At 38.6% G+C, this 22,312-nt stretch carries 19 protein-coding genes and 1 other RNA gene; 15 read left to right on the top strand and 5 right to left on the bottom strand.

The features are described from left to right. Nucleotides 1-6 precede the first annotated feature (6 nt). Both ACIFUW_RS06400 and recU read right to left on the bottom strand, forming a co-directional pair. Entirely contained in the window at nt 7-2,388 is a 2,382-nt protein-coding gene (locus tag ACIFUW_RS06400) for a PBP1A family penicillin-binding protein (protein WP_002289606.1), read from the bottom strand. After that, nucleotides 2,378-3,025 (bottom strand): Holliday junction resolvase RecU, encoded by a 648-nt coding sequence (recU, locus tag ACIFUW_RS06405; protein WP_002289604.1) that lies wholly within the window; start codon nt 3,023-3,025, stop codon nt 2,378-2,380. The genes ACIFUW_RS06400 and recU overlap by 11 nt, the downstream gene beginning before the upstream one ends. Before the next feature lie 63 nt (nt 3,026-3,088). Here recU and ACIFUW_RS06410 point away from each other — a divergent pair, with 63 nt between their 5' ends. From ACIFUW_RS06410 to ACIFUW_RS06450, 9 genes are all read left to right on the top strand, one after another. Further along, complete coding sequence (locus ACIFUW_RS06410; RefSeq protein ID WP_002299695.1) at nt 3,089-3,628, top strand: DUF1273 domain-containing protein; 540 nt, start codon at nt 3,089-3,091, stop codon at nt 3,626-3,628. 89 nt (nt 3,629-3,717) lie between these two features. Continuing rightward, nucleotides 3,718-4,137, top strand: a complete 420-nt coding sequence (gene gpsB, locus ACIFUW_RS06415; protein WP_002295835.1) for a cell division regulator GpsB — start codon at nt 3,718-3,720, stop codon at nt 4,135-4,137. 21 nt (nt 4,138-4,158) lie between these two features. Beyond that, nucleotides 4,159-4,526: RNase P RNA component class B (gene rnpB, locus ACIFUW_RS06420), an RNA gene on the top strand. Nucleotides 4,527-4,734: 208 nt separating this feature from the next. Continuing rightward, nucleotides 4,735-5,901, top strand: coding sequence for a THUMP domain-containing class I SAM-dependent RNA methyltransferase (locus tag ACIFUW_RS06425; protein ID WP_002289183.1), 1,167 nt, complete (start codon nt 4,735-4,737; stop codon nt 5,899-5,901). A gap of 45 nt (nt 5,902-5,946) precedes the next feature. Then, complete coding sequence (locus tag ACIFUW_RS06430) at nt 5,947-7,443, top strand: carboxypeptidase M32 (RefSeq protein ID WP_060804962.1); 1,497 nt, start codon at nt 5,947-5,949, stop codon at nt 7,441-7,443. Between the two features lie 80 nt (nt 7,444-7,523). Next, nucleotides 7,524-8,207 (top strand): HD domain-containing protein, encoded by a 684-nt coding sequence (locus ACIFUW_RS06435; protein ID WP_002289185.1) that lies wholly within the window; start codon nt 7,524-7,526, stop codon nt 8,205-8,207. Nucleotides 8,208-8,851: 644 nt separating this feature from the next. Next, nucleotides 8,852-10,042: a glycine C-acetyltransferase gene (locus ACIFUW_RS06440; RefSeq protein ID WP_002289186.1), complete on the top strand. Its 1,191-nt coding sequence runs from the start codon at nt 8,852-8,854 to the stop codon at nt 10,040-10,042. Nucleotides 10,043-10,143: 101 nt separating this feature from the next. Continuing rightward, nucleotides 10,144-11,097 (top strand): L-threonine 3-dehydrogenase, encoded by a 954-nt coding sequence (locus ACIFUW_RS06445; RefSeq protein WP_002289187.1) that lies wholly within the window; start codon nt 10,144-10,146, stop codon nt 11,095-11,097. Between the two features lie 68 nt (nt 11,098-11,165). Continuing rightward, nucleotides 11,166-12,515: an APC family permease gene (locus ACIFUW_RS06450; protein ID WP_002296108.1), complete on the top strand. Its 1,350-nt coding sequence runs from the start codon at nt 11,166-11,168 to the stop codon at nt 12,513-12,515. Between the two features lie 182 nt (nt 12,516-12,697). Here ACIFUW_RS06450 and ACIFUW_RS06455 read toward each other — a convergent pair whose 3' ends face one another. Further along, complete coding sequence (locus ACIFUW_RS06455) at nt 12,698-13,021, bottom strand: hypothetical protein (RefSeq protein ID WP_002289192.1); 324 nt, start codon at nt 13,019-13,021, stop codon at nt 12,698-12,700. Between the two features lie 128 nt (nt 13,022-13,149). Here ACIFUW_RS06455 and ACIFUW_RS06460 point away from each other — a divergent pair, with 128 nt between their 5' ends. Further along, entirely contained in the window at nt 13,150-14,313 is a 1,164-nt protein-coding gene (locus tag ACIFUW_RS06460; RefSeq protein ID WP_002289189.1) for a VanZ family protein, read from the top strand. A gap of 69 nt (nt 14,314-14,382) precedes the next feature. Then, nucleotides 14,383-15,732, top strand: coding sequence for a DEAD/DEAH box helicase (locus ACIFUW_RS06465; RefSeq protein WP_002289190.1), 1,350 nt, complete (start codon nt 14,383-14,385; stop codon nt 15,730-15,732). Nucleotides 15,733-15,776: 44 nt separating this feature from the next. Here ACIFUW_RS06465 and ACIFUW_RS06470 read toward each other — a convergent pair whose 3' ends face one another. Next, the gene (locus tag ACIFUW_RS06470) at nt 15,777-16,208 is read right to left on the bottom strand and encodes a GNAT family N-acetyltransferase (protein WP_002289191.1); all 432 of its coding nucleotides are present in this window, start codon (nt 16,206-16,208) and stop codon (nt 15,777-15,779) included. 387 nt (nt 16,209-16,595) lie between these two features. Between ACIFUW_RS06470 and alaS the strand changes: the two genes are divergently transcribed. From alaS to ACIFUW_RS06485, 3 genes are all read left to right on the top strand, one after another. Continuing rightward, the gene (gene alaS, locus ACIFUW_RS06475; protein ID WP_002296111.1) at nt 16,596-19,238 is read left to right on the top strand and encodes an alanine--tRNA ligase; all 2,643 of its coding nucleotides are present in this window, start codon (nt 16,596-16,598) and stop codon (nt 19,236-19,238) included. Nucleotides 19,239-19,437: 199 nt separating this feature from the next. Next, entirely contained in the window at nt 19,438-20,034 is a 597-nt protein-coding gene (locus ACIFUW_RS06480) for an ECF transporter S component (protein ID WP_002295844.1), read from the top strand. A gap of 121 nt (nt 20,035-20,155) precedes the next feature. Continuing rightward, the gene (locus ACIFUW_RS06485; RefSeq protein WP_002295845.1) at nt 20,156-21,304 is read left to right on the top strand and encodes a cation diffusion facilitator family transporter; all 1,149 of its coding nucleotides are present in this window, start codon (nt 20,156-20,158) and stop codon (nt 21,302-21,304) included. A 37-nt stretch (nt 21,305-21,341) separates the two neighbouring features. Here ACIFUW_RS06485 and ACIFUW_RS06490 read toward each other — a convergent pair whose 3' ends face one another. Then, on the bottom strand, nt 21,342-21,755 hold the full coding sequence (locus ACIFUW_RS06490; protein WP_002295847.1) for a ribonuclease HI family protein: 414 nt from the start codon (nt 21,753-21,755) through the stop codon (nt 21,342-21,344). 78 nt (nt 21,756-21,833) lie between these two features. Here ACIFUW_RS06490 and ACIFUW_RS06495 point away from each other — a divergent pair, with 78 nt between their 5' ends. After that, nucleotides 21,834-22,265, top strand: coding sequence for an EbsA family protein (locus ACIFUW_RS06495; protein ID WP_002295850.1), 432 nt, complete (start codon nt 21,834-21,836; stop codon nt 22,263-22,265). Nucleotides 22,266-22,312 lie beyond the last annotated feature (47 nt).

Genomic DNA, 22,312 nt, shown 5'->3' on the forward strand with positions numbered 1-22,312 from the left:
TTTTTACTATCTGTTTCCAGAAGCTGAGGTGCTGCTGGATGGTGTATGGTCATTTGCAGCATCCGCTCCGCTAGTTGCTGGCTCACTGGAAGAAGCAGGAGGAGCAGATGAAGACGGTGTCGAGCTTTCTTCGGATGAAGAAGAAGGAACCGTTGTTGAAGACGCTGGCTCGCTTGTTTCTGCTGTCGTGCTTTCTTTTGAGGACTCAGCAGTTGATTCGCTTTGACTAGTAGAGCTAGAGCTTTGAGTCGTTGTCTCTGTTGTTGAGCTTCCAGGAGTCTGGACATAGCTGGAAGATGGAATAGTTGTTGATGGTGTAATTGCATTCGATCTAGCTGTATATTGATCTTTGTAGTACAGTTCACCGCCCACACGAATTAATCCGCTTGGCATCTCCCAGTCTGTATTTGTCACGTTAGCTGAAACATACTGCATAAGCTCGCGATAAACATCAGAGGCTACGTGTGACGATTCTGAAGTGACAGGTGTCATTTTTTTATTGTAACCTGTCCACACGGAAATCGAATAATTTGGCGTATAGCCCGCAAATAGGATATCTGGATACACCCCAGAAGAAATACCAAGTTTTGCATACTCGTCATCTGTGTAATTGGATGTTCCGGTCTTACCGGCTTGATATAACCCAGCGATTTGCGCATTCGTACCAGTTCCTTCAGTGATCGTATCTTTTAAAATGTCTGTGATCATATAAGCTGTTTCTGGAGACATGGCTGTTTTTCCATCTGGCTCATAAGTTTCTTCTGTTCCGTCTTGGAAGACGATTTTATTAACATATTGAGGTTTGTAATAAGTCCCTCCATTGGCGAAAGCCGCATAGGCTGCTGCCATTTTTAAGGAAGAAGCTCCGTATTTTGTCCCATCTTGTTCTTCCGTATTACTAGAGATCGCATTCGATTGATGGATCGTACTGTATTCGATCCCAAGATTTTTTAAGAAAGAAGCCACTTTATCTGAACCGACTTCATTGAATAATTTGACTGCTGGAACATTACGGGATAAGTAAAGTGCTTGGCGTAAAGTAATGGTGCCCATATATTGATTATCCCAGTTTCCTACAGGAGTCGAAGTCCCTTCATAGTTATACGGTGCGTCAGTAATAGTTTTTCCAGTAGAATATTTCAAATATTCAAAAGCTGGTCCGTAATCTGTGACAGGTTTCATCGTAGAACCAAAATCACGGGAAGTATTCACTGCTAAGTTGTTGCCTAAAGTTACGTCTTCTGCGATGTGACGTCCGCCAATCTGGGCTTTTACTTTCCCGGTATTGGTGTCGATAAGGGTGGAGGCAACTTGCATCTCGTCGTCTGGGTAAGAGACATACTGATCCGTGTTGACGATATCATATAGTTTCTTTTGGGCGTCCAGATCCAAATTCGTATAAATCTCTAAACCGTCTGTGTAGACATTCTTATCTGTTTTTTCTTGTACTTCATTGATGACTTCTTTGACATAATTATCGACGATCTTAGTATTGTCATCGGATTGAGTTAGTTCTTGCAGACCATCCGTTACCGGTACATTAACAGCTTGATCATATTCTGTTTGAGAGATTTTTTCGTTTTGAAGCATCGTATACAAAACAGTATCTCGTCTTTTCTTCGCCTGATCTGGATAAACATAAGGATCATAGGCGGAAGGGGCTTGAGGCATCCCAGCAAGCAATGCTGTTTGCGGTAAAGAAAGTTCTGATAATTTCTTACCAAAGTACATCTCAGAAGCTGTCTCCATCCCGTACAAGCCGTTTGACATATACACTTTATTTACGTAGTAGGTCAAGATCTCTTGTTTCGATTTTTTTTGTTCCAATCTTACAGCCATCCACGCTTCTTGGGCCTTGCGTTTCAGAGTCTGATCCTCGGCACTGGTGGAGAAGAAGGAAAGTTTGATCAATTGCTGTGTCAAAGTACTTCCGCCTTGCAGTCCGCCAGAGGTAAAGTTAGAGAGGGCAGAACCGATGATCCGAATAGGGTCAACCCCGATGTGTTTATAAAAACGGCGATCTTCTACCGACACGATCGCATCTTCTAATGTTTTCGGTAATTCATTCGCAGAAATTTTTTCACGCTTTTCTGCGCCTAAATCTTCGAATAGTTCGCCATCTTGTGTATATAGTTTGGAAGATACGGTAGCGTCTAATTTTTTATCCGTCAATTCGGGCGCATCTTTTGCGTAATACCAGAAAAGTCCTACACCTGCTAAAAAGAGGATACAGAAAAATGAGAGTATTCCTAAAAGGATCTTGATAAATAATCCTTTTTTATGTGTTCCAGAGGACTTTCCAGAACCTTTGCCAGAATTCTTCTTCACACTCTTTTTAGGAGTAGGCTGTTTCTGTCGTCTAGAGCTTCTAGTTTGTTCATTTGCCATTCTTGCTTTCTCCTTCAATAGATAATGTTGATAAATAGAAGTCAACCGCGTCCAAATAAGGAATCCGCGGAGAAATACCAGTTTTGATCTCTATTCCTAGTTCTTCGATCAAAGATAAAGGTAGTGATTTGCGTCCTTTTTCCTTTTGGGCGTCCCAGTAAGCAATCAAATGAACACTATTCAAATAAAAACAGCGCTTCAAAGACGAAAACCATAACAAGACAAAGCAGACCCCATTTTGTTCGAGGCATGCTTTCATATGTTCGATTTGATGGGCATGGAAGTTTTTAAAGGGAAAAGATGTTTTGTTCTTGGTTTCTTTTGCTTCAAAGTCCAAGTAAAAGCCTCGATAGACGCCATTATAGTCTGTAGTTGAGGCTTGGGTAAAGTAGGCTTCCTTGATCACAGCAGCACTTCTCTTAGGATAGTCTACTTTCACGATTTGGATAGGGGTAGGCTTTTTATGGATAACCGCCAACCCGCGGGAAAGATAATATTTATTACTTTCATTGATTGCTTCTTCAAAGCGCATCCCCCGATTGCCGAATTCAGTGATCTGATTTCTTTTTTCTTGAATTTTTTCGACGGGAGAGGCATTCTTATAATAAGGTTGGCCATTTGGATAGCGCAATACCATCTTTAATCACACTCCTAGGCCACATTATAGCAAAAAAGCGGATAGAAAGAAAAGGAATCTGAGATGGATAAGTCAAAAGTAATCTATGTGTCTGGGTATCGAAGTTTCGAACTCGGTGTTTTTAAAGAAAATGATCCTAAAATCCAAGTTGTTAAAAATGTTTTAAAAAAAGAACTCCATCAGTTAGCAGAAGAAGGGCTGGAATGGGTACTTGTCAGTGGGAATTTGGGCGTCGAACTATGGGCTGTGCAAATAGTAGCGGAATTGAAAGAAGAATATCCGGAACTATCTCTTGGTATTTTGTATCCTTTTTCTGATTTTGGTAATAACTGGAATGAAGGGAACCAAGAAAAAAAACAATTAGCAGAACAATTAGCAGATTATGTCGAAGCTGTTAGCCATCAACCCTACCAATCACCTAGTCAGCTAAAGAATCACACTCGTTTTATACTTGAGCATACAGTGGGCTGTCTGCTGATCTATGATGAAGAATTCCCTGGAAAAACGAAGTATTTTTTTGAAGATGCACAGAATTACCAAGCAGATCATCCCTACGAAATTCGGCTGATCAGTATGGACGATCTTCAAAATTTTAGTGAATAATCGATATTGTGTTTGATTTATCAACTTTTTTCCTATACAATGAAAAAGGTAGAAATGTTATTACGTAAATGAAAACTAGAGGTGTAAATATGGCGAATTTGGTTTATAGTCCTAAAGACATTTTACAACAAGAATTCAAAACAAAAATGCGCGGCTATGATCCCGTTGAAGTTGATGAATTCTTAGACAATATCATCAAAGATTATGAAACTTACAGCAAAGAACTCCTTGCTTTACAAGAAGAAAACGATCGATTGAGTGCAAAAGTAGCTCAATTATCTAAAACTCAAGGAGCAGCTCAAACACGCGTGCAACAAACAGAGGCACCAAAGAGCGCAGCAGTGACCAATTTTGATATCTTAAAACGCTTGTCAAATCTTGAACGTGAAGTATTTGGTAAAAAGCTTGATCAACAAGCAAGTGCAGTCAAACCAGCACAACCTAATCCAAATAACTACACAAATGCAGACACAAGCTTAGATGATAATGAAAAAACACGTCAATTTTAATTTTTGATTAATGAATTTGCGGTTTTCGGGTAATCGCGGTCTGACTTGATCAGGCTGAGGAAAGTCCATGCTCGCACAGGCTGTGATGCCTGTAGTGTTCGTGCTTAGCGAAACCATAAGCTAAGGTACTCTTTGGAGTAACGGCAGGAAAACAAGCTAAGGCTTCGGCTATGCTTAAGTATCCTTGAAAGTGCCACAGTGACGAAGCGGCTGGGGAAACCCATCCGGTGGAACGCGGTAAACCCCTCGAGCGAGCAACCCAAACAATGGTAGGGGCGCTTTTTGTCTGGAAGAAGAACAGGACAAAAAGGCAGTATAACTGCAGATAGATGGTTACCGCTTTGTTTTTTCTCCCTGGAAAAGCAAAGTACAGAACATGGCTTATAGAAAACCGCAAACATCAGGGAATTAGGTCGTGACAAAAGTAATGCGTTATAAGAAACAAGAAAAACATTTGAAAGCTATTTTTCAATACTTCAGATGAATCGTTCTTATTACAAAACAAACTTTTGTATCACCGGTTATTCGGAATTTGAGTAAAAGTGTGGGGTAGGACTGATGTCCCACCTCCTTTTTTTATAAATAAGGAGATTGTGTATGGAAAAAAACAGGAAGTTCAACCTCGTCGCAACTGCGGCAAGCGGGCTAGAAGCACTGGTTGGTAAAGAATTAAGAGATCTTGGAATCGAATGCCAAGTTGAGAACGGACGTGCACGTTTTGAAGGAACAATGGAAACGATCGCTACAGCTAATTTATGGTTACGTACAGCAGATCGAGTAAAAATCGTGGTTGGGGAATTCGATGCGTATACGTTTGATGAATTGTTTGAAAACGTAAAAGCATTGCCTTGGGAAGATTTTCTTCCACTAGATGCAGCTTTTCCTGTAGCTGGAAAATCGATCAAGTCGAAACTATATAGCACACCTGATTGCCAAGCGATCACAAAAAAAGCAATCGTTGAACGTCTCCGTACCTATTATCACCGTCCAGCTTCTGTACCACTGACGGAAACTGGCGCACATTTTCAGTTGGAAGTAGCTTTGCTGAAAGACCATGTGATGGTAACTCTGGATACGACAGGACCAAGTTTATTCAAACGTGGTTATCGCTTAGAAAAAGGTGGAGCACCATTGAAAGAAAACATGGCAGCAGCACTTATTATGTTGACAAATTGGCGAAAAGACCGTCCATTTTATGATCCTGTATGTGGTTCAGGTACGCTTTGTATTGAAGCAGCCTTAATAGGCCATAATATCGCACCAGGATTCAATCGTGAGTTTGCTTGCGAATCTTGGGATTGGTTCAGTCAAGAAATCATGGAAAATGTTCGATCAGCAGCCGAAGAAAAAGCAGATTATGATATTGAATTAGATATTACTGGTTCAGATATCAATGGACGGATGATTGAAATTGCCAAAGCCAATGCAGAAGAAATCGGATTAGGCTCTTCGATTACCTTTAAGCAACAAGCAGTCAAAGACTTCAAAACGGATAAAGAATACGGGGTCATCGTGGCTAATCCGCCTTACGGAGAACGTCTAGGAGAAGAAGAAACTGTTCGGAAATTATATAAAGAAATGGGCGATGTATTCCGTCCATTAAAAACATGGAGTAAATATATCTTGACTAGCGACTTAGCGTTTGAGGAATTTTACGGACAAAAAGCAACCAAAAAAAGAAAATTGTACAATGGTGCATTGCGTACGGATCTATTCCAGTATTGGGGAACTCGTCCGCCTAGAAAAAAAGAGAAAGACGAATAATCTTACTAATTGATTCATTCAATTGGATGTTTGGAGGAATAGGGAATGAAAGAAAAAGAGTTTTTACAAGAAGTAAAAGAAATCAATCTTCTACAACAAGCTTTAGGAATCCTCGATTGGGATACACAAACAGGTATGCCTGAAAAAGCTAGTGCATACCGAAGTGAAGTAGACAGCTATCTTTACAGCATTTATTTTTCAAAAAAAATCGGTCCAAAAATCAAAGAAGCCATTCGCTATTTTTCTGAACATCCGGAAGAATTGTCGGAAGTTGGAACTGCCGTTTTTGCCAAAGTAAAAGAAGAGTATGATTTGGAACATCGCGTACCGGAAGATCTTATGAGAAAATATACAGCTGCCGTTTCTTCAGCACACGGACAATGGCAAAAAGCTAGAGAAACACAACAATTTTCTGATTTTCAACACGCATTGAATCAAAATATTGAATTAACAAAACAGTTGATACCTTACTGGAGAAAAGATGAAAAGACGAATTATGATGTTTTGCTGAATCAATACGAACCCGGGATGACTGTCGAAATCCTTGATAAGGTATTTGATCAGCTTAAAGAAGGAATTCTTTCGATCCGCCGTACGCTCCAAGAAAAAGGGACTGAACCTGAAACAGACTTTTTAAATCGGAGAATGACGAAAAAACAACAGAAGAGATTTGTAGTGAAAGTAATCGAACAACTTGGTTATGATTTTAGTCGTGGTCGTTTAGATGACACTGTCCACCCATTTATGACTGGAATTAATCCGAATGATGCACGAATCACGACACGATGGAACGAAACAGATTTCAAAATGGCTGTTTTTGGAGTGATCCACGAGGCTGGTCATGGTATGTATGAACAAGACATCGATGATAAATATGCGTATACACCGGTTTATGAAGGTACATCAATGGGTATCCATGAATCACAATCGTTGTTTAACGAGATCATTATTGGAAGTAGTCGCAGCTTCTGGAAAAAGCAATATCCTTTCTTTCAAGAATGTGCAGAAGGAACATTCGATGATATTCCTTTTGACAAATTTTATCGTTTATTGAACCATACAAAATCAAGTTTGGTTCGTATCGAGGCAGACAGTTTGACTTACCCTCTCCATATCATCATTCGTTATGAAATCGAAAAAATGATTTTCAATGAAGGGGTAGATGTTGCTGAACTACCTGAAATATGGAATCAAAAATATGAAGAGTATCTGGGAATACGACCAACAAATGATGTGGAAGGCATCCTACAAGACGTTCATTGGTCAGGTGCAAGCTTTGGTTATTTTCCCTCTTATGCATTAGGGTACATGTATGCGGCACAATTACTTCATTCTTTGCAGCAAGAAATAGATGTGGAAAATGTTCTAGCGTCAGACGATTATTCTCCAATCAAAAACTGGATGTCAGAGCATATCCATCAATATGGTGCATCTAGAAAACCAAATCAATTAATCATGGATGCAACACATGAACCGCTTAATCCGCAATACCTGATCGACTATATGAAAGACCTGTATTTTAATGTATATCAGGTAAAATAAAATACAATTTACAAAGATAGCTGAAATTCATCTAATCTATAGATGTTTTCAGCTATTTACTTAAGAAAGAAGTGGAACGAATGGATAAATTACAAGTGATCGCTGATTATAGTATGGACCAATTAGCGCATGATCAAACAGGACATGGGAGCGATCATACCAAAAGAGTTGTCAAGTTAGCTGAAAAAATTTTGGAGACGGAACCGCAGGCAGACCGCTTTGTGACGCTTGCAGCAGCTTACCTACATGATACGATTGATGATAAAGTCGTTAAAAATGAGAACGAGGCAAAGCAACAGCTTCGTGTATTCCTTCGCTCTTTGCCAATAGTAGAGGAACAGATCTCGATGATTTTTTCCATTATCGAAAATATGTCCTTTTCTAAAAATCTCTCTGAAGCGGCCGAACTATCTCTGGAAGGTAAGATCGTTCAAGACGCTGATCGTATCGAAGCATTAGGAGCAATCGGCATTTTGCGTACTGCTTATTTCGGCGGTGGACATGGGCACCCGATTTTTGATCCTGAACTGTATCCGCAAACATTCAAGGACAAAGAAAATTACCGAAAAGGCACGACAGTGATCAATCATTTTTATGAAAAACTGTTCTTGCTGTCTGATAAAATGAATACTGATTACGGATATGAAGAAGCCAAACGAAGAGAAACCTTCATGCGTGAATTCTTAGAAGAATTTTTTCTGGAATGGTCTATTGACGATGAAAATTTTACTCCAGACAATTGGATCAAAAATAACAAAAAATGATGGAGGTTGTGACAGAAGTGGTCAGCTCCAAGATATTTCGGATCATTTTCCGTAAAAGTTACTTCTGGAACACTGTTTACCAAGAGGTCGTGAGCCTGCCGTTCAGCTCCGAGTCACAAGGAACAATTTCAAAAAATAGCTTCTCGTGTTTGATGAATATTGTAACTTGTGATTCGGAATTGGCAGGAGAACACCGTTTATTCGGAAGAATAGGACTGTGACAAGACTTTTGTCACAGTCCTTTTTTCGAATTCAACAAGTAAAACTTTTAAGAAATATTCAGAGAGTAAAATTAAAAATTGCTGATAAACGAAGATGGAAATTTTATGTATTTTTATTGGTCTATGCAATAAATAAATTAAATATTCAGAATACAATTGATTTTAACGAAAGGGCTTCTATCAATGGTTGTGTTGTATTTATCTGCCCAGGTAGAGTAAAATAGATCATTATCTAAAAGGTAATTGTTCATACTATATAAGTCATTTGAAAGTAAAAAGATACTGTAAATAAAAAATGTGGTTAAATAATTCTCATAATCAGTGTAAGCGTTATCAAAAATATAGCATACTTGCTTTGTAGATGAATGACACGATATATGTTTGGTATGTTCTGCAAGACAGATGAATATGGAGGTGGAGACAATGTCTTCCAAAGAACTAACAATGTATTTAGAGAAAGAATTGGATCAACTGAAAGAAAAGGGGTTATACAATACGATCGACATACTAGAAAGTGAAAATGGTGCTTGTATCATCGTAGACGGAAAAAAGATGATCAATCTAGCATCCAACAATTATCTTGGATTTGCCAATCGCGAAGAATTGAAAAAAGCATGTATTGAAGCAACCGAAACTTATGGTGTAGGAGCAGGAGCAGTCCGAACGATCAATGGTTCGCTGAAAATCCATCAGCAATTAGAAGAAAAAATCGCAGAATTCAAAGGGACAGAAGCAGCAATCGCCTTTCAATCTGGATTCAACTGCAATATGGGCGCTATCTCTGCAGTAATGACAAAAGAAGATGCTATCTTATCGGATGAATTAAACCATGCATCTATTATTGACGGTTGCCGCTTATCCGGAGCAAAAATCATCCGAATTAAACATCAAGATATGAAAGACCTTGAGAAAAAAGCAAAGGAAGCGATAGAAAGTAAGAAATATAAAAAAATCATGTATATCACAGATGGTGTTTTCTCCATGGATGGAGACATTGCACGATTGCCGGAAATTATTCCGATTGTTGAAAAATATGGACTGATCACCTACGTCGATGATGCGCACGGCTCAGGCGTAACTGGAAAAGGTGCAGGAACCGTCAAGCATTTTGGATTAAGCGACAAAATCGATATGCAAATGGGCACGTTATCGAAAGCTATAGGTGTTGTTGGGGGTTATGTAGCTGGATCGAAAACACTAATCGACTGGTTGAAAGCTAGAAGTCGGCCATTCCTATTTTCTACTTCGCTAACTCCAGGTGCAGCTGCAGCTGCATTGGCTTCGATTACTTTGATGCAAGAACATCCGGAACTTGTCGAAAAAGTTTGGGAAAATGCTAATTATTTTAAAGAAGAATTGAAAAAAGTAGGCTATAACATCGGTATGTCTGAAACACCTATTACTCCAGTCATTTTGGGAGACGAAAAAGTGACTCAGACTTTCTCTAAGAAGCTGATCGAACATGGGATTTATGCTAAACCAATCGTTTATCCAACTGTGCCTCTTGGGACAGGCAGGATCAGAAATATGCCGACTGCGGAACATACGAGGGAAATGCTTGATGAAGCAGTAGCAGTTTATCAAAAAATAGGAAAAGAAATGGAAATTATTTAACTAAATTTAGTTTTTTCGTCTATTTAAAATTAGAGAACATGTTCACGCATATATTGTTAATCATCTGAAGATAGTAGTAAAAAAGATCAGGGAGGATCATCATGAAAAAAGTATTGGTGACAGGATGTTTAGGACAAATTGGTTCAGAGTTGATCACACGGCTACGTCAAGAACTAGGCAGTGAAAATGTCATTGCGACAGATATACGCATGCCTGAAGTCATTGAGAAAAACGATATCTTTGAGATCCTAGATGTAATGGATTACGAAAAAATGCGCAGCATAGCAGAACAATATCAAGTGGACACATTGATTCATTTGGCTGCTCTTTTGTCAGCTGTTGCAGAAGCAAAACCACAATTAGCCTGGAATTTGAACGTGACTGGGCTGGTCAATGCATTGGAAGTCGCTAGAGAATTCCAGCTGAAATTTTTTACGCCAAGTTCAATCGGCGCGTTTGGTCCAAATACTCCAAAAGATCATACCCCACAAGATACTCTTCAGCGTCCTACAACCATGTATGGGGTAACGAAGGTAGCTGGAGAACTACTATGTGATTATTATTATGTGAAATATGGCGTAGATACTCGTGGTGTCCGTTTCCCTGGATTGATTTCTTATGCAACCTTGCCAGGAGGCGGTACGACAGACTACGCAGTCGATATTTATTATTCAGCAATCAAAGAAGGAAAGTACACTAGTTTCATTGATCAAGGTACATCAATGGATATGATGTATATGCCAGATGCGATCGATGCCATTATAAAACTCATGAATGCAGATCCTGATCGATTGGTTCATCGAAATGCCTTCAATATATCGGCGATGTCTTTTGACCCGGAAGAGATCAAAGCATCTATTCAAAAAATCATACCAGATTTTGAAATGGATTATGATGTGGATCCTGTACGTCAGTCAATAGCAGAATCTTGGCCAAATTCACTAGATGTTTCTTGTGCGCAAGAGGAATGGGGCTTTTCGCCGAAATACGACTTAGATGTGATGACAAAGGATATGTTGGAAAAACTGAAAGAAAAATTGGTAGAGACGGTATAAAACAAGAACCACATCCAAAAAGTTTTTTATACTTTTGGGATTGGCTATGGTATGAAAGGGGACAAGGGATGGAAGAATATCAAGCCACGCCAGTAAAAGAAGTAAAAATAGAAAATGAATTAAAACGTACGATGGGATTTTTTACTGCTTTATCGACTGTTATGGGCACAGTGATCGGTGCAGGGGTATTTTTTAAAGCCGCAAGCGTAGCAGAAGTTACAGGATCCGCCAGTTTGCATATGTTTTCTTGGTTTCTCGGTGGTATGATTTCTGTCTGTGCAGGACTAACAGGAGCTGAACTGGCAGCTGCTATTCCAGAAACAGGAGGGATGATTAAATATATCGAACGGATTTACGGAAATACAGCAGCTTTTTTATTGGGCTGGGCGCAAGTCGTGATTTATTTTCCAGCAAATGTAGCAGCCTTGTCGATCATTTTCGGTACACAGTTCGTCAATCTATTTGGTCTTTCCCAGTCAATGATTGTTCCCGTAGCTGTTACAGCTGCTGTATCGATCCTGTTGATCAATTTTTTAGGTTCTAAAGCTGGAGGGGCTTTTCAGTCGATTACGCTTGTCTGCAAGCTTATTCCTTTGTTTGTGATCGTCATTTTCGGTTTGTTCCGACAAGAAGGAGTAGACTTCCAACTGTTTCCGATCCAAGCAGGAGAAAATCTTTCATTTTTCTCAGCCTTGGGAGCGGGCTTGCTAGCAACGATGTTCGCATACGACGGTTGGATACACGTAGGAAATATTTCGGGAGAATTGAAAAAGCCGGCGAAAGATTTGCCAAAAGCAATTTCTTTAGGAATCATCGGAATCATGATCGTTTATTTATTAGTAAATGCGGTGTTCTTAAGAACCGCATCTATCGACGGAGTCGCAGGAAACAGCAATGCGGCAAGTGACGTTGCAAAAATGATTTTTGGCGGCTTCGGTGGAAGACTGGTCACAGTTGGTATCTTGATTTCTGTTTATGGAACCATCAATGGCTATACCCTTACTGGAATGCGTCTCCCTTATGTTATGGCAAAAGAAAACAACCTGCCTTTTAGCAAGCTCTTTGCTAAACTTCATGATAAAACTAAAGTTCCTGTAGCCGCAGGTATCTTAGAGCTAGTCATCGCTATTGGCATGATGATGATCGGTGGTTTTGATACACTAACGGATATGCTGATCTTTGTCATTTGGATTTTTTATACGATGGTCTTTGTTGGTGTCATTCTTCTTCGTAAAAAAGAACCTGATTTGTTTCGACCATACAAAGTTCCAATGTATCCGTTTATTCCACTAGTAGCAATCATTGGAGGGACTTTTATCGTATCAAGCACGCTTATCACTCAGACCTTTTTAGCTTCGATGGGGATAGTATTGACACTTGCTGGTATCCCGATTTATCTCTATTTAAAACGTAGATAGCTAAAACATTCGAATTTTATTAGAACTGCACTTCTCTGCCAAACAAAATATTTTATTTAAATGAGGAGTACGTGGAAGAAATGTCAAAAGTACTCGTTAATTTTGATCACGTAAATGTCGTTTTGTCTACGATGAAATAGCAAAGTAAAAGACAGAAATCGGGCTCAACCGATTTCTGTCTTTTACTTTGATTTGCGTAACTGAACTATTCGGCGTACGCCGCGATAAATATTTAATAAAACCAAGCAACCAGAAATGAAAATGGGAAGCCAAATCAGATAGACAGGGTAGCCAAGCACTTTAGACAAAGCATGTGGAGTCATTTTATCCATTTCAAGAAGTGCTTGCTGCCAAGTCTGAAGATTGAAGACTAGCATGAAACCCGAAATAATCAGGAGAATAAATCCTAAATAATGAATTGTAGTTCTTTTTCTTACATAAGCGATCGTAGCATAAAGGAACAGTAAAAAAATAGGTACGCCAAAAACAAAGTACATATTCAGCATCTCGACACCCCCTTTGTGTTTATCTTACTTTACTTTGAAAGAAATGAGAAATAATAGCCTCGTTACTTGCTTGAAACAGCAAAGGACTGCTAAGATAAGAGAGATACAAAGAATCAAGGAGGAGTCATATGGCAAGTTATATCGAACCGATTCGTTTTGCGCTGATTGTTTTTCCATTTTTAGCCTTAGCGATCTCATCTGTTTTTTTTATTTATGAATATCGAAAGTATGGAACATTTCTAGTAACAAGGGCAGTTATTTTGTATTCTTTCGTTTTTTATTTATTGTGTGCGTATTTTTTGGTGATCTTACCACTTCCGGCAAAGGAGACGGTTGCCCAAATGACAGGGCCAAAGATGGAGCTGCATTTATTTGCTTCATGGCAACATTTCAGAGACAACACGGTATTGGTCTTGTCTGAACCTAGTACCTACCTGCCGGCAATGAAGCAGAGTGTATTTTTGGAACCAGCTTTTAATGTTTTATTACTCATACCATTTGGCATTTATTTAAGATATTATTTCCGGCTTTCTTTTATGAAAACGATGATTGCTAGTTTCTGCCTTTCTCTATTTTTTGAATTGACGCAGCTAAGTGGACTTTATTTTATCTACCCAAGACCATACCGCTTATTTGATGTGAATGATTTAGTGACAAATACATTGGGTGGAATCATTGGTTTTGTCGTTACGCCGTTATTTACATTTATGCTTCCTACAAGAAGACGAATGGATGAACTTTCTTATGAAAAAGGAAAGACTGTCTCATTGACTCGACGCTTGGTCGCTTATTTGATCGACTGGACATTTTTATCTCTTATTAATTTGGTAGCGGCGATTTTCTTTAAAATTGCGTTCGATTCAGGGGCAGTTACTTCTCATATCTGGTGGCTTTTATTAGAAGTAGGGGTATACTTTATGATTGTACCGTTTATAACCAATGGATGGACACTTGGCAAAAAAATTGTGCGTATCCGTTTGGTGGAAGAAGACCGCGAACGAATTTCTTTAAAAGCATTGATGATCCGCTACGGGTATCTGTACTTTCTTTTTTATGGTTTAAGCTGGTTGGGGCAGTTGCTTCAGCAAATCATGAATTCGACAACGAATACGGTGTTGCAGATGAGTGCAGTATTCATTTCTCTCGGTGTCTTGTTACTACAAGGTATTTTTATTTTAAATATCTTGCTATCATTTTTGAGAAAAAAACGGATTCTGTTTTATGAAAAAGCTAGTCACACATATACTGTTAGCACGATTGGCCAAACAAAGGATGATGATTCTCGAAATTAGCTGAGCAAAAACGCTTTGTCTGTGTTATAATGCCAAAGTCGTGATAATTTAAAGAGAAGAGGTGCACGAATGAATAATTTTGATATATTCCGCTTCAAACCGTTTATCAATGAAGCGTTAACCGCAAAGGGCTTCAAACAGCCCACAGAGGTCCAGGAACGTTTGATTCCTTTAATTGCAAAAGGAAAAAATATCATTGGGCAATCTCAAACTGGTACAGGAAAAACACATACGTTTTTGTTGCCTTTGTTTGAAAAAATCAATGCAGAAAAAGAGGAAGTACAAGTTGTTATTACAGCTCCAAGTAGGGAACTAGCTGCACAGATCTATGAAGCAGCTACACAAATCGCTAAATTTTCTACACCGGAGATCCGTGTCTCGAATTTTGTCGGCGGTACAGACAAACAGCGTCAATTAAATCGTCTGCATCACCAACAGCCACAGGTTGTAGTAGGCACGCCTGGTAGAATATTAGACATGATGAATGAACAAGCGCTGAAGATTCACACCGCATTTGCATTTGTTGTCGATGAAGCGGATATGACATTGGATATGGGTTTTTTAAATGAAGTAGACCAAATTGCAAGTCGATTACCAGAAAAGCTGCAGTTTTTAGTTTTTTCTGCCACTATTCCAGAAAAACTTCGTCCATTCTTACGAAAATACATGGAAAATCCAATCATTGAAGAAATCAAACCAAAAGCAGTTATTTCTGAAGACATTGAAAATTGGCTGATTTCAACAAAAGGTAAAGATGAGAATCAAATGATTTATCAACTGCTGACAATTGGTCATCCTTATTTAGCAATCGTATTTGCCAATACAAAACAGCATGTGGATGAAATTGCCGATTACTTGAAAAACCAAGGCTTGAAAGTAGCAAAGATTCATGGAGACATCACCCCAAGAGAGAGAAAACGAGTGATGCGACAAGTACAGAATCTGGAGTATCAATATGTTGTAGCGACTGATTTAGCTGCTAGAGGGATCGATATCGAAGGTGTCTCTCATGTTATTAATGCAGAAATTCCAGAAGATCTAGACTTCTTTATCCATCGTGTCGGACGTACTGGACGTAATGGCTTAAAAGGAACGGCCATTACGTTATATTCGCCAAATGATGAGCAAGCCATTGATGCGATAGAAAAATTGGGCGTCTCATTTGAACCAAAAGAAATCAAAAACGGGGAAATCGTCAAAACATACGATCGTAATAGACGTGCCAAACGAGAAAAATCAAAAGATGTATTAGATCCCACGCTGATTGGTCTTGTGAAGAAGAAAAAGAAAAAGATCAAGCCTGGTTATAAGAAAAAAATCGATTGGGCAATTGCAGAAAAAAATAAAAAAGAACGCAAAATCGAACGCAGACAGCAAAGCCGTACTGCTCGTAAAAATAAGAAAAATTCACATAAATAAAAAACAAGAGGTTGTGACAAAAGGCGTGTCACAATCTCTTGTTTTTAAGCTAGACTTTTTTTCATTCCGATACAAAGTACTTCATCTTCAATAAAAGGTTCTGTGCAAGTATGATACCCTTGTTTTTCATAAAAATCTACAGCCGTCATTTCAGCTACTACATAACTAGTCTGACAACCTTCTGAAACCGCCCGTTTTTCAGCAGCTTCAAGCAACTGACCGCCTAACCCTTTTCCTCGGTATTCTTTTGCTACGCAAAATCGTTCCGGCTTGAAGCAAGTAGGTGTTTTCTTTTCATAACGCAAAGTAGCTACTGGTCTTTTTTGATCAAGAAATAGATAATAGGTTTGTTGCGGGATATCTTTTCCGTCGAATTCTAGTTCTGCAGGAATCCCTTGTTCTAATACAAAAACTTGATATCTCAAAAAGCAGCTAGCTGCGCGTATCCATTCATCCGCTCCAACTATTTTTTTCATCATATTCCTCCTTGTCATGAATAGCAGAGATGTATTGATTCCTTTATTCTTATCGTACCAAAAATCGTGGAGTATGACCAAAAGGAAATGAAAATAAAAATTGAGATATTGACAGTGATCAATAGAATGCGTATACTAATTAAGTACGAAAAGGATATGATTTGTTTTTTAAGACTCACAGAAAATTCTTTCTTGGCTGAAAAAAGAATAGTCACTAATCAAATTGCTCCCTTTTTCTATTTTGGTAGAAATACCGACGCAGCTCAGCGTTATCGAGTTTAAGAGGTAATGATTACACATCATTGCAATCAAGGTGGTACCGCGAGTTTTCGTCCTTGGCTGTGATGGTGTTTTTTTGTATTTAATTTATAGAAAGCAGGTAATGACATGAAACAATTAAGTAGTGCACAAGTTCGACAAATGTTTCTTGATTTCTTCCAATCTAAAGGACATACGATTGAACCTAGTGCGTCTTTGATCCCCGTGAACGATCCAACCTTATTGTGGATCAACTCTGGTGTTGCAACATTGAAAAAATATTTTGATGGTTCAGTTGTGCCAGAAAATCCAAGAATCACAAATGCCCAAAAATCTATTCGAACAAATGATATCGAAAATGTCGGTAAAACAGCACGGCACCATACGATGTTTGAGATGCTGGGTAATTTTTCGATTGGTGACTATTTCAAAAATGAAGCCATCCACTGGGCATGGGAATTTTTGACTGATCCAAAATGGATGGCATTCGATCCAGAAAAACTTTATGTAACAGTTTATCCAAAAGATACAGAAGCAAAACGCATCTGGCATGAAGAAGTTGGCCTGCCACTAGATCACATTATTGATGTAGAAGACAACTTCTGGGATATCGGTGCAGGCCCATGTGGTCCGGATACGGAAATTTTCTATGACCGTGGAGAAGCTTATAACGATTTAGCAGAAGACGATCCTGAAAACTATCCAGGAGGAGAAAATGAACGTTATTTAGAAATCTGGAACTTAGTATTTTCAGAATTCAACCATAAGCCTGATAACACATTTGAACCACTTCCTCATAAAAACATTGATACGGGGATGGGATTGGAACGCATGGTCTCAATCGTTCAAGATGCGTCAACGAACTTTGAGACAGACTTGTTTATGCCTATTATCCACGCCGTAGAAAAGCTAAGCAAACAAGTAAAATATGGTGAAAACCCAGTAACAGATATTTCTTACAAAGTAATCGCAGATCATATTCGCGCCCTTTCATTTGCTATTGGCGACGGTGCATTGCCATCGAATGAAGGGAGAGGGTATGTCTTACGCCGTTTGCTTCGTCGTGCTGTCATGCATGGGAAAAAATTAGGTATTGAACAAGCATTCTTATATCGTTTAGTCCCTGTTGTTGGGGAAATCATGGTAAGTTATTATCCTGAAGTACTTCAACAAAAAGAATTTATTGAAAAAGTTATCCGTACAGAAGAAGAACGTTTCAATGAAACAATCAATGAAGGTTTGGAAATCTTAAATCAAGTGATCCAAGAAGTAAAAAACGAAAACGGGACGACTCTAGCAGGAAAAGACATCTTCAAACTATACGACACATATGGCTTCCCGGTAGAATTAACGGAAGAGGTGGCAGAAGATGAAGGACTGAAAGTTGATCATGCTGGTTTTGAAAAAGAAATGGATGCACAACGCGAACGTGCTCGCTCTGCCCGCAGTACTGAAAAATCAATGGGGGTACAATCTGCTTTATTGACAGATATCAAAGTAGAAAGTAAATTCATTGGATACACAGAACAAGAATCAGATAGTCAATTATTGGTCATCGTTAAAGGTGAGTCTCTTTTGAATGAAGTCGCAGAAGGTGAAGCTCAAATGATCTTTGATCAAACACCTTTCTATGCAGAAATGGGTGGGCAAGTAGCGGATCAAGGATGGATCATGAATGAAGTAGGCGAAATCGTAGCAGTTGTTACAGATGTTCAAAAAGCGCCTAATGGTCAATTTATGCACACCGTAGAAGTAAAAGCACCAATGAGTGAAGGACAAACCTATCATCTATTGATCGATCAATCGATGCGCAATCGGATCATCAAAAACCATACAGCAACCCATCTACTGCACAAGGCATTGAAAGAAGTACTTGGCGAGCATGCAAATCAAGCTGGTTCTTTAGTCGCTCCTGGACATTTACGATTCGACTTTACCCACTTTGGTCAAATCACTTCAGATGAATTAGCTGAAATGGAAAGAATCGTCAACGAAAAAATCTGGGAAGCTATCCCAGTTGAAACAATTGAAACAGATATCGATACAGCCAAAAACATGGGTGCAATGGCTTTGTTTGGTGAAAAATACGGACATGACGTTCGAGTAGTAAATATTGGCGGCTGGTCAATCGAACTGTGCGGAGGCACACATGTAGCAAATACAGAAAACATCGGAATCTTCAAAATCGTTTCTGAATCAGGAATTGGTGCAGGCGTGCGACGAATCGAGGCTGTAACAAGTAAAGAAGCGTACGAACTACTTGAAGAAGAAGAAAAACAACTAAAACAAGTAGCAACAATTGTTAAATCACCTCAATTGAAAGAAGTTGTTTCAAAAGCGGAACAATTGCAACAGCAAGTAAGAGAGCTACAAAAGGAAAATGAACAATTAGCTAGCAAGTTAGCGAATCAACAAGCTGGTGATGTATTCAAAGATCCAGAAACGATCAATGGAAAAACAATCATTGCAGCACAAGTAAAAGTGAAAGATATGAATCAGCTGCGTCAATTAGCTGACCAATGGAAACAAAAAAATATTTCAGATATTCTTGTTTTAGCAAACGAACAAGAAGGAAAAGTCAGTCTGCTAGCGGCAATGACGAAAGAATCAAATGAAGCTGGACTAAAAGCTGGCGACTTGATTAAAGCAATCGCACCGAAAGTAGGCGGTGGCGGTGGTGGACGTCCAGACATGGCACAAGCTGGCGGGAAAAATCCTGCTGGTATTCCAGATGCACTTAAAGCTGCGAAAGAATGGGTTGCGCAACAATAGGGCGTTTACGTTTGACAGAAAAACAAAAGTTCAAACATTGAACGAAACATGATTATGGGGGCGAAGACAAACAAGTCTTGCCCTCATACTTTTTTCAATTGGATGGCGCATCTAATCAAATGGTCGGATTCGGATGGTCTTTAGTTGACGAAAGTGACAGAAATTTTTACGATTAGTATAAATAAAAAGGGGTGAAAAAATGAATAGTAGAAATAAGACCTTTCGACTAGTCTTACGTGCGATCTTGTTAGCAATCATCATCGTACAAGCGATGGTTCCTTGGCTGGGGTTTATTCCATTAGGATTCATTAGTTTAACAATTATCCATATCACAGTAATTATTGCTGCAGTAGTATTAGGCCCAAAAGATGGCATGGTGATTGGCTTGTTTTGGGGAATCGCTACAATTGTTCGTGCCTATGCCATGCCAACAACGCCATTTGATACATTAGTGTTCACGAATCCGATTATCTCGGTAGTTCCCAGAGTACTTGTTGGCTTAGTAGCAGGCTTGGTTTTCCACTGGATTTATCAAAAAAATAAATCAATAACGATCAGCTCAGCCTTTGCAGGGGTACTGGGTTCATTGGTCAATACAGTCTTAGTGTTAGGATTCATGGGATTATTTTATACAGGTGCAACGGCAGATGCCTATGGTGTAGACTCTGCTCTTTTATTTAAAACCTTAGCAGGGGTTGCAGCAATCAATGGGATACCAGAAGCAATAGGTGCGGGAATCATAACACCATTACTAGCAAAAGCGTTATTTGCAGCAACACCGTTGAAACCAGAATAATGACCATCTTTTAATAGTAATAGGACGCACGATAGATAGAAAAAGGAAGAGAGGAGAGGAAAACAATCGTCCTCTCCATCTTTTTACCTGAGCAACAAGCAAACTAGAAGGGGTAAAAAACTTGGCTAAGAAACAAGAAGAAAAAAAGAAACAAATACCGCAACAGCGGACAAAAAAAGGAGTACTAGCGGGTATCTTAGGATTGGTTACGAATCTGATCTTGTTTGTCTCTAAGCTAATGATCGGGCTTTTTTCAGGAAGTGTCTCCATTATGGCTGATGCAGTGAACAGTCTATCAGATACTGCTTCATCCATATTGACTTTGATCGGATTTAAAATTGCTGCAAAGCCAGCAGATCAGGAACATCCTTATGGACACGAACGCTTCGAATATATCAGTGGGTTATTTGTTTCGATCATCATTACTTATGTAGGATTTCAATTTTTAGAGTCTTCTGCTGAAAAAATCATCCATCCAGAAAATGTCTCTTTAACACCCATCGTCTTTTTTGTCCTAATCATTTCCATCTTTTTGAAATTTGCACAAGGCAAAATGTATCAGGTTATTGCGCAATCCATTGATTCTGAAACATTGAGAGCTACAGCAACAGATAGTTATAATGATGTCTTTACTACACTGGCTGTATTGCTTTCAGCAGCAATCGAATGGGTAACTGGATGGCGTATTGATGGATATATAGGTTTTGCTTTAGCATTATATATCCTTTATAGTGGATTGACGATGCTTCGAAATTTTGTATACGAACTATTAGGAAGTCGCCCAACGCCAGCAGAGATTGAAGAAATGGAAGAGCATTTAAATGCTTGCGATGATATACTTGGCTATCATGATTTATTGGTGCATAACTATGGACCCAATAAACGCTTTGCATCAGTCCACATCGAAGTAGATGAATCAATGAATTTGAATGTGGCTCATAAGATTATTGATCTGATAGAAAAAGACTTTAAAAAGTCTTTGGATGTGGAACTTGTCTGTCACTTGGATCCAATGCCTGTTGATAACGAAAAATACTATAATATCTTGCGGCAGTTAAAGCAAATTCTTCTTGAAACAGGTACAGGGCTTAATATTCATGATTTTAGAGTAATTCATCAAGGAAAAACGCTGCAATTTGATGTAGTGGTCCCTGAGAAATTCCAGTTTGTTGATACAGAACTAGAAAGAATCTTACGTAGTCAAATAGAAGAAAAAATCGGAGATTACCAATTGGAAATTACGTTTGATCACAATTATCTTTTATATTAAATGAGAAACTATAAAAAGACTCCTTAAAGTTTTTAATTTAAAGAGTCTTTTTTTCTTTTAATTGTTTATGGAGAGCCTGACGTGCAAGATTATCTGCTCCTTTATTTTTGTTTTCGGGCAACCATTGCAGGATCAATAAAGAAAATTCGGATAGAAGTTCTTGGATTCTTTGAAGGTAGGGAAGGAAGAGCTCGTTCTTCGTTGCGTTTTTGTCGACCGTAGAAACTAGTGTTTTGCTGTCTGAAAAACAGAAAATCGTTTCATTCTGTAAGTCGTTTTTCTTTAGAAATTCTAAAGTTTTTAAAAAGACTTCGAACTCTGCTTGATGGTTTGTCCCTATAGAAAGCGGGATAGATAGCTGTTCTTGTTTACCTTGATAGACAATCAAGATTCCACCTCCACTAGGACCAGGGTTGCCTTTTGTAGAGGCATCAATGTATACTTTTAACATAAAAAGAGATTCTCCTTTTTGTTCAAACTAATGTTATGGTAAGATTATATCATTACTGAATCGGTGAGAGGTTAGAGAATGAAAAAAAATATTCGATGGCAGCCTGAACTGGCACATACGATCATCTATTGGTCATTGACCTTGATCATTCTGTTTTTTAGTCTGATTCTTTCTTTAGAAAACACAGGTCCTTATTGGAAAAGCAATTTTGTTTTAGGTATTTTTCTTGTTTTTCTATTTCTAGGTTTGCGGCGTTCTTTTATTTTAAAATCAAACTCTGTGATTATACGTTATGCTGCTTTTTGGAAAGACCGAGAAATATCTGTCGGACAGATTCGATCTTTGACGCCAACTAATACTGGGGTGCAAATGATGTTGCAAGATGAGAAAGCCCCATCTGTTTTCATGATGCGAAAAAAAGATCAAGTAGTCCTTTTTGATCATTTTGAAAAAAACGGACCCAAATCAGAATCAATTCCTTATCCTTATACGAAAAAAAGAAAAAGCTAATTTTAAAAATCAGAACCTAAAAAAACGAATTTTTACAGGAAAAGAAA

Source organism: Enterococcus sp. PLH-Efm8, assembly GCF_053011625.1.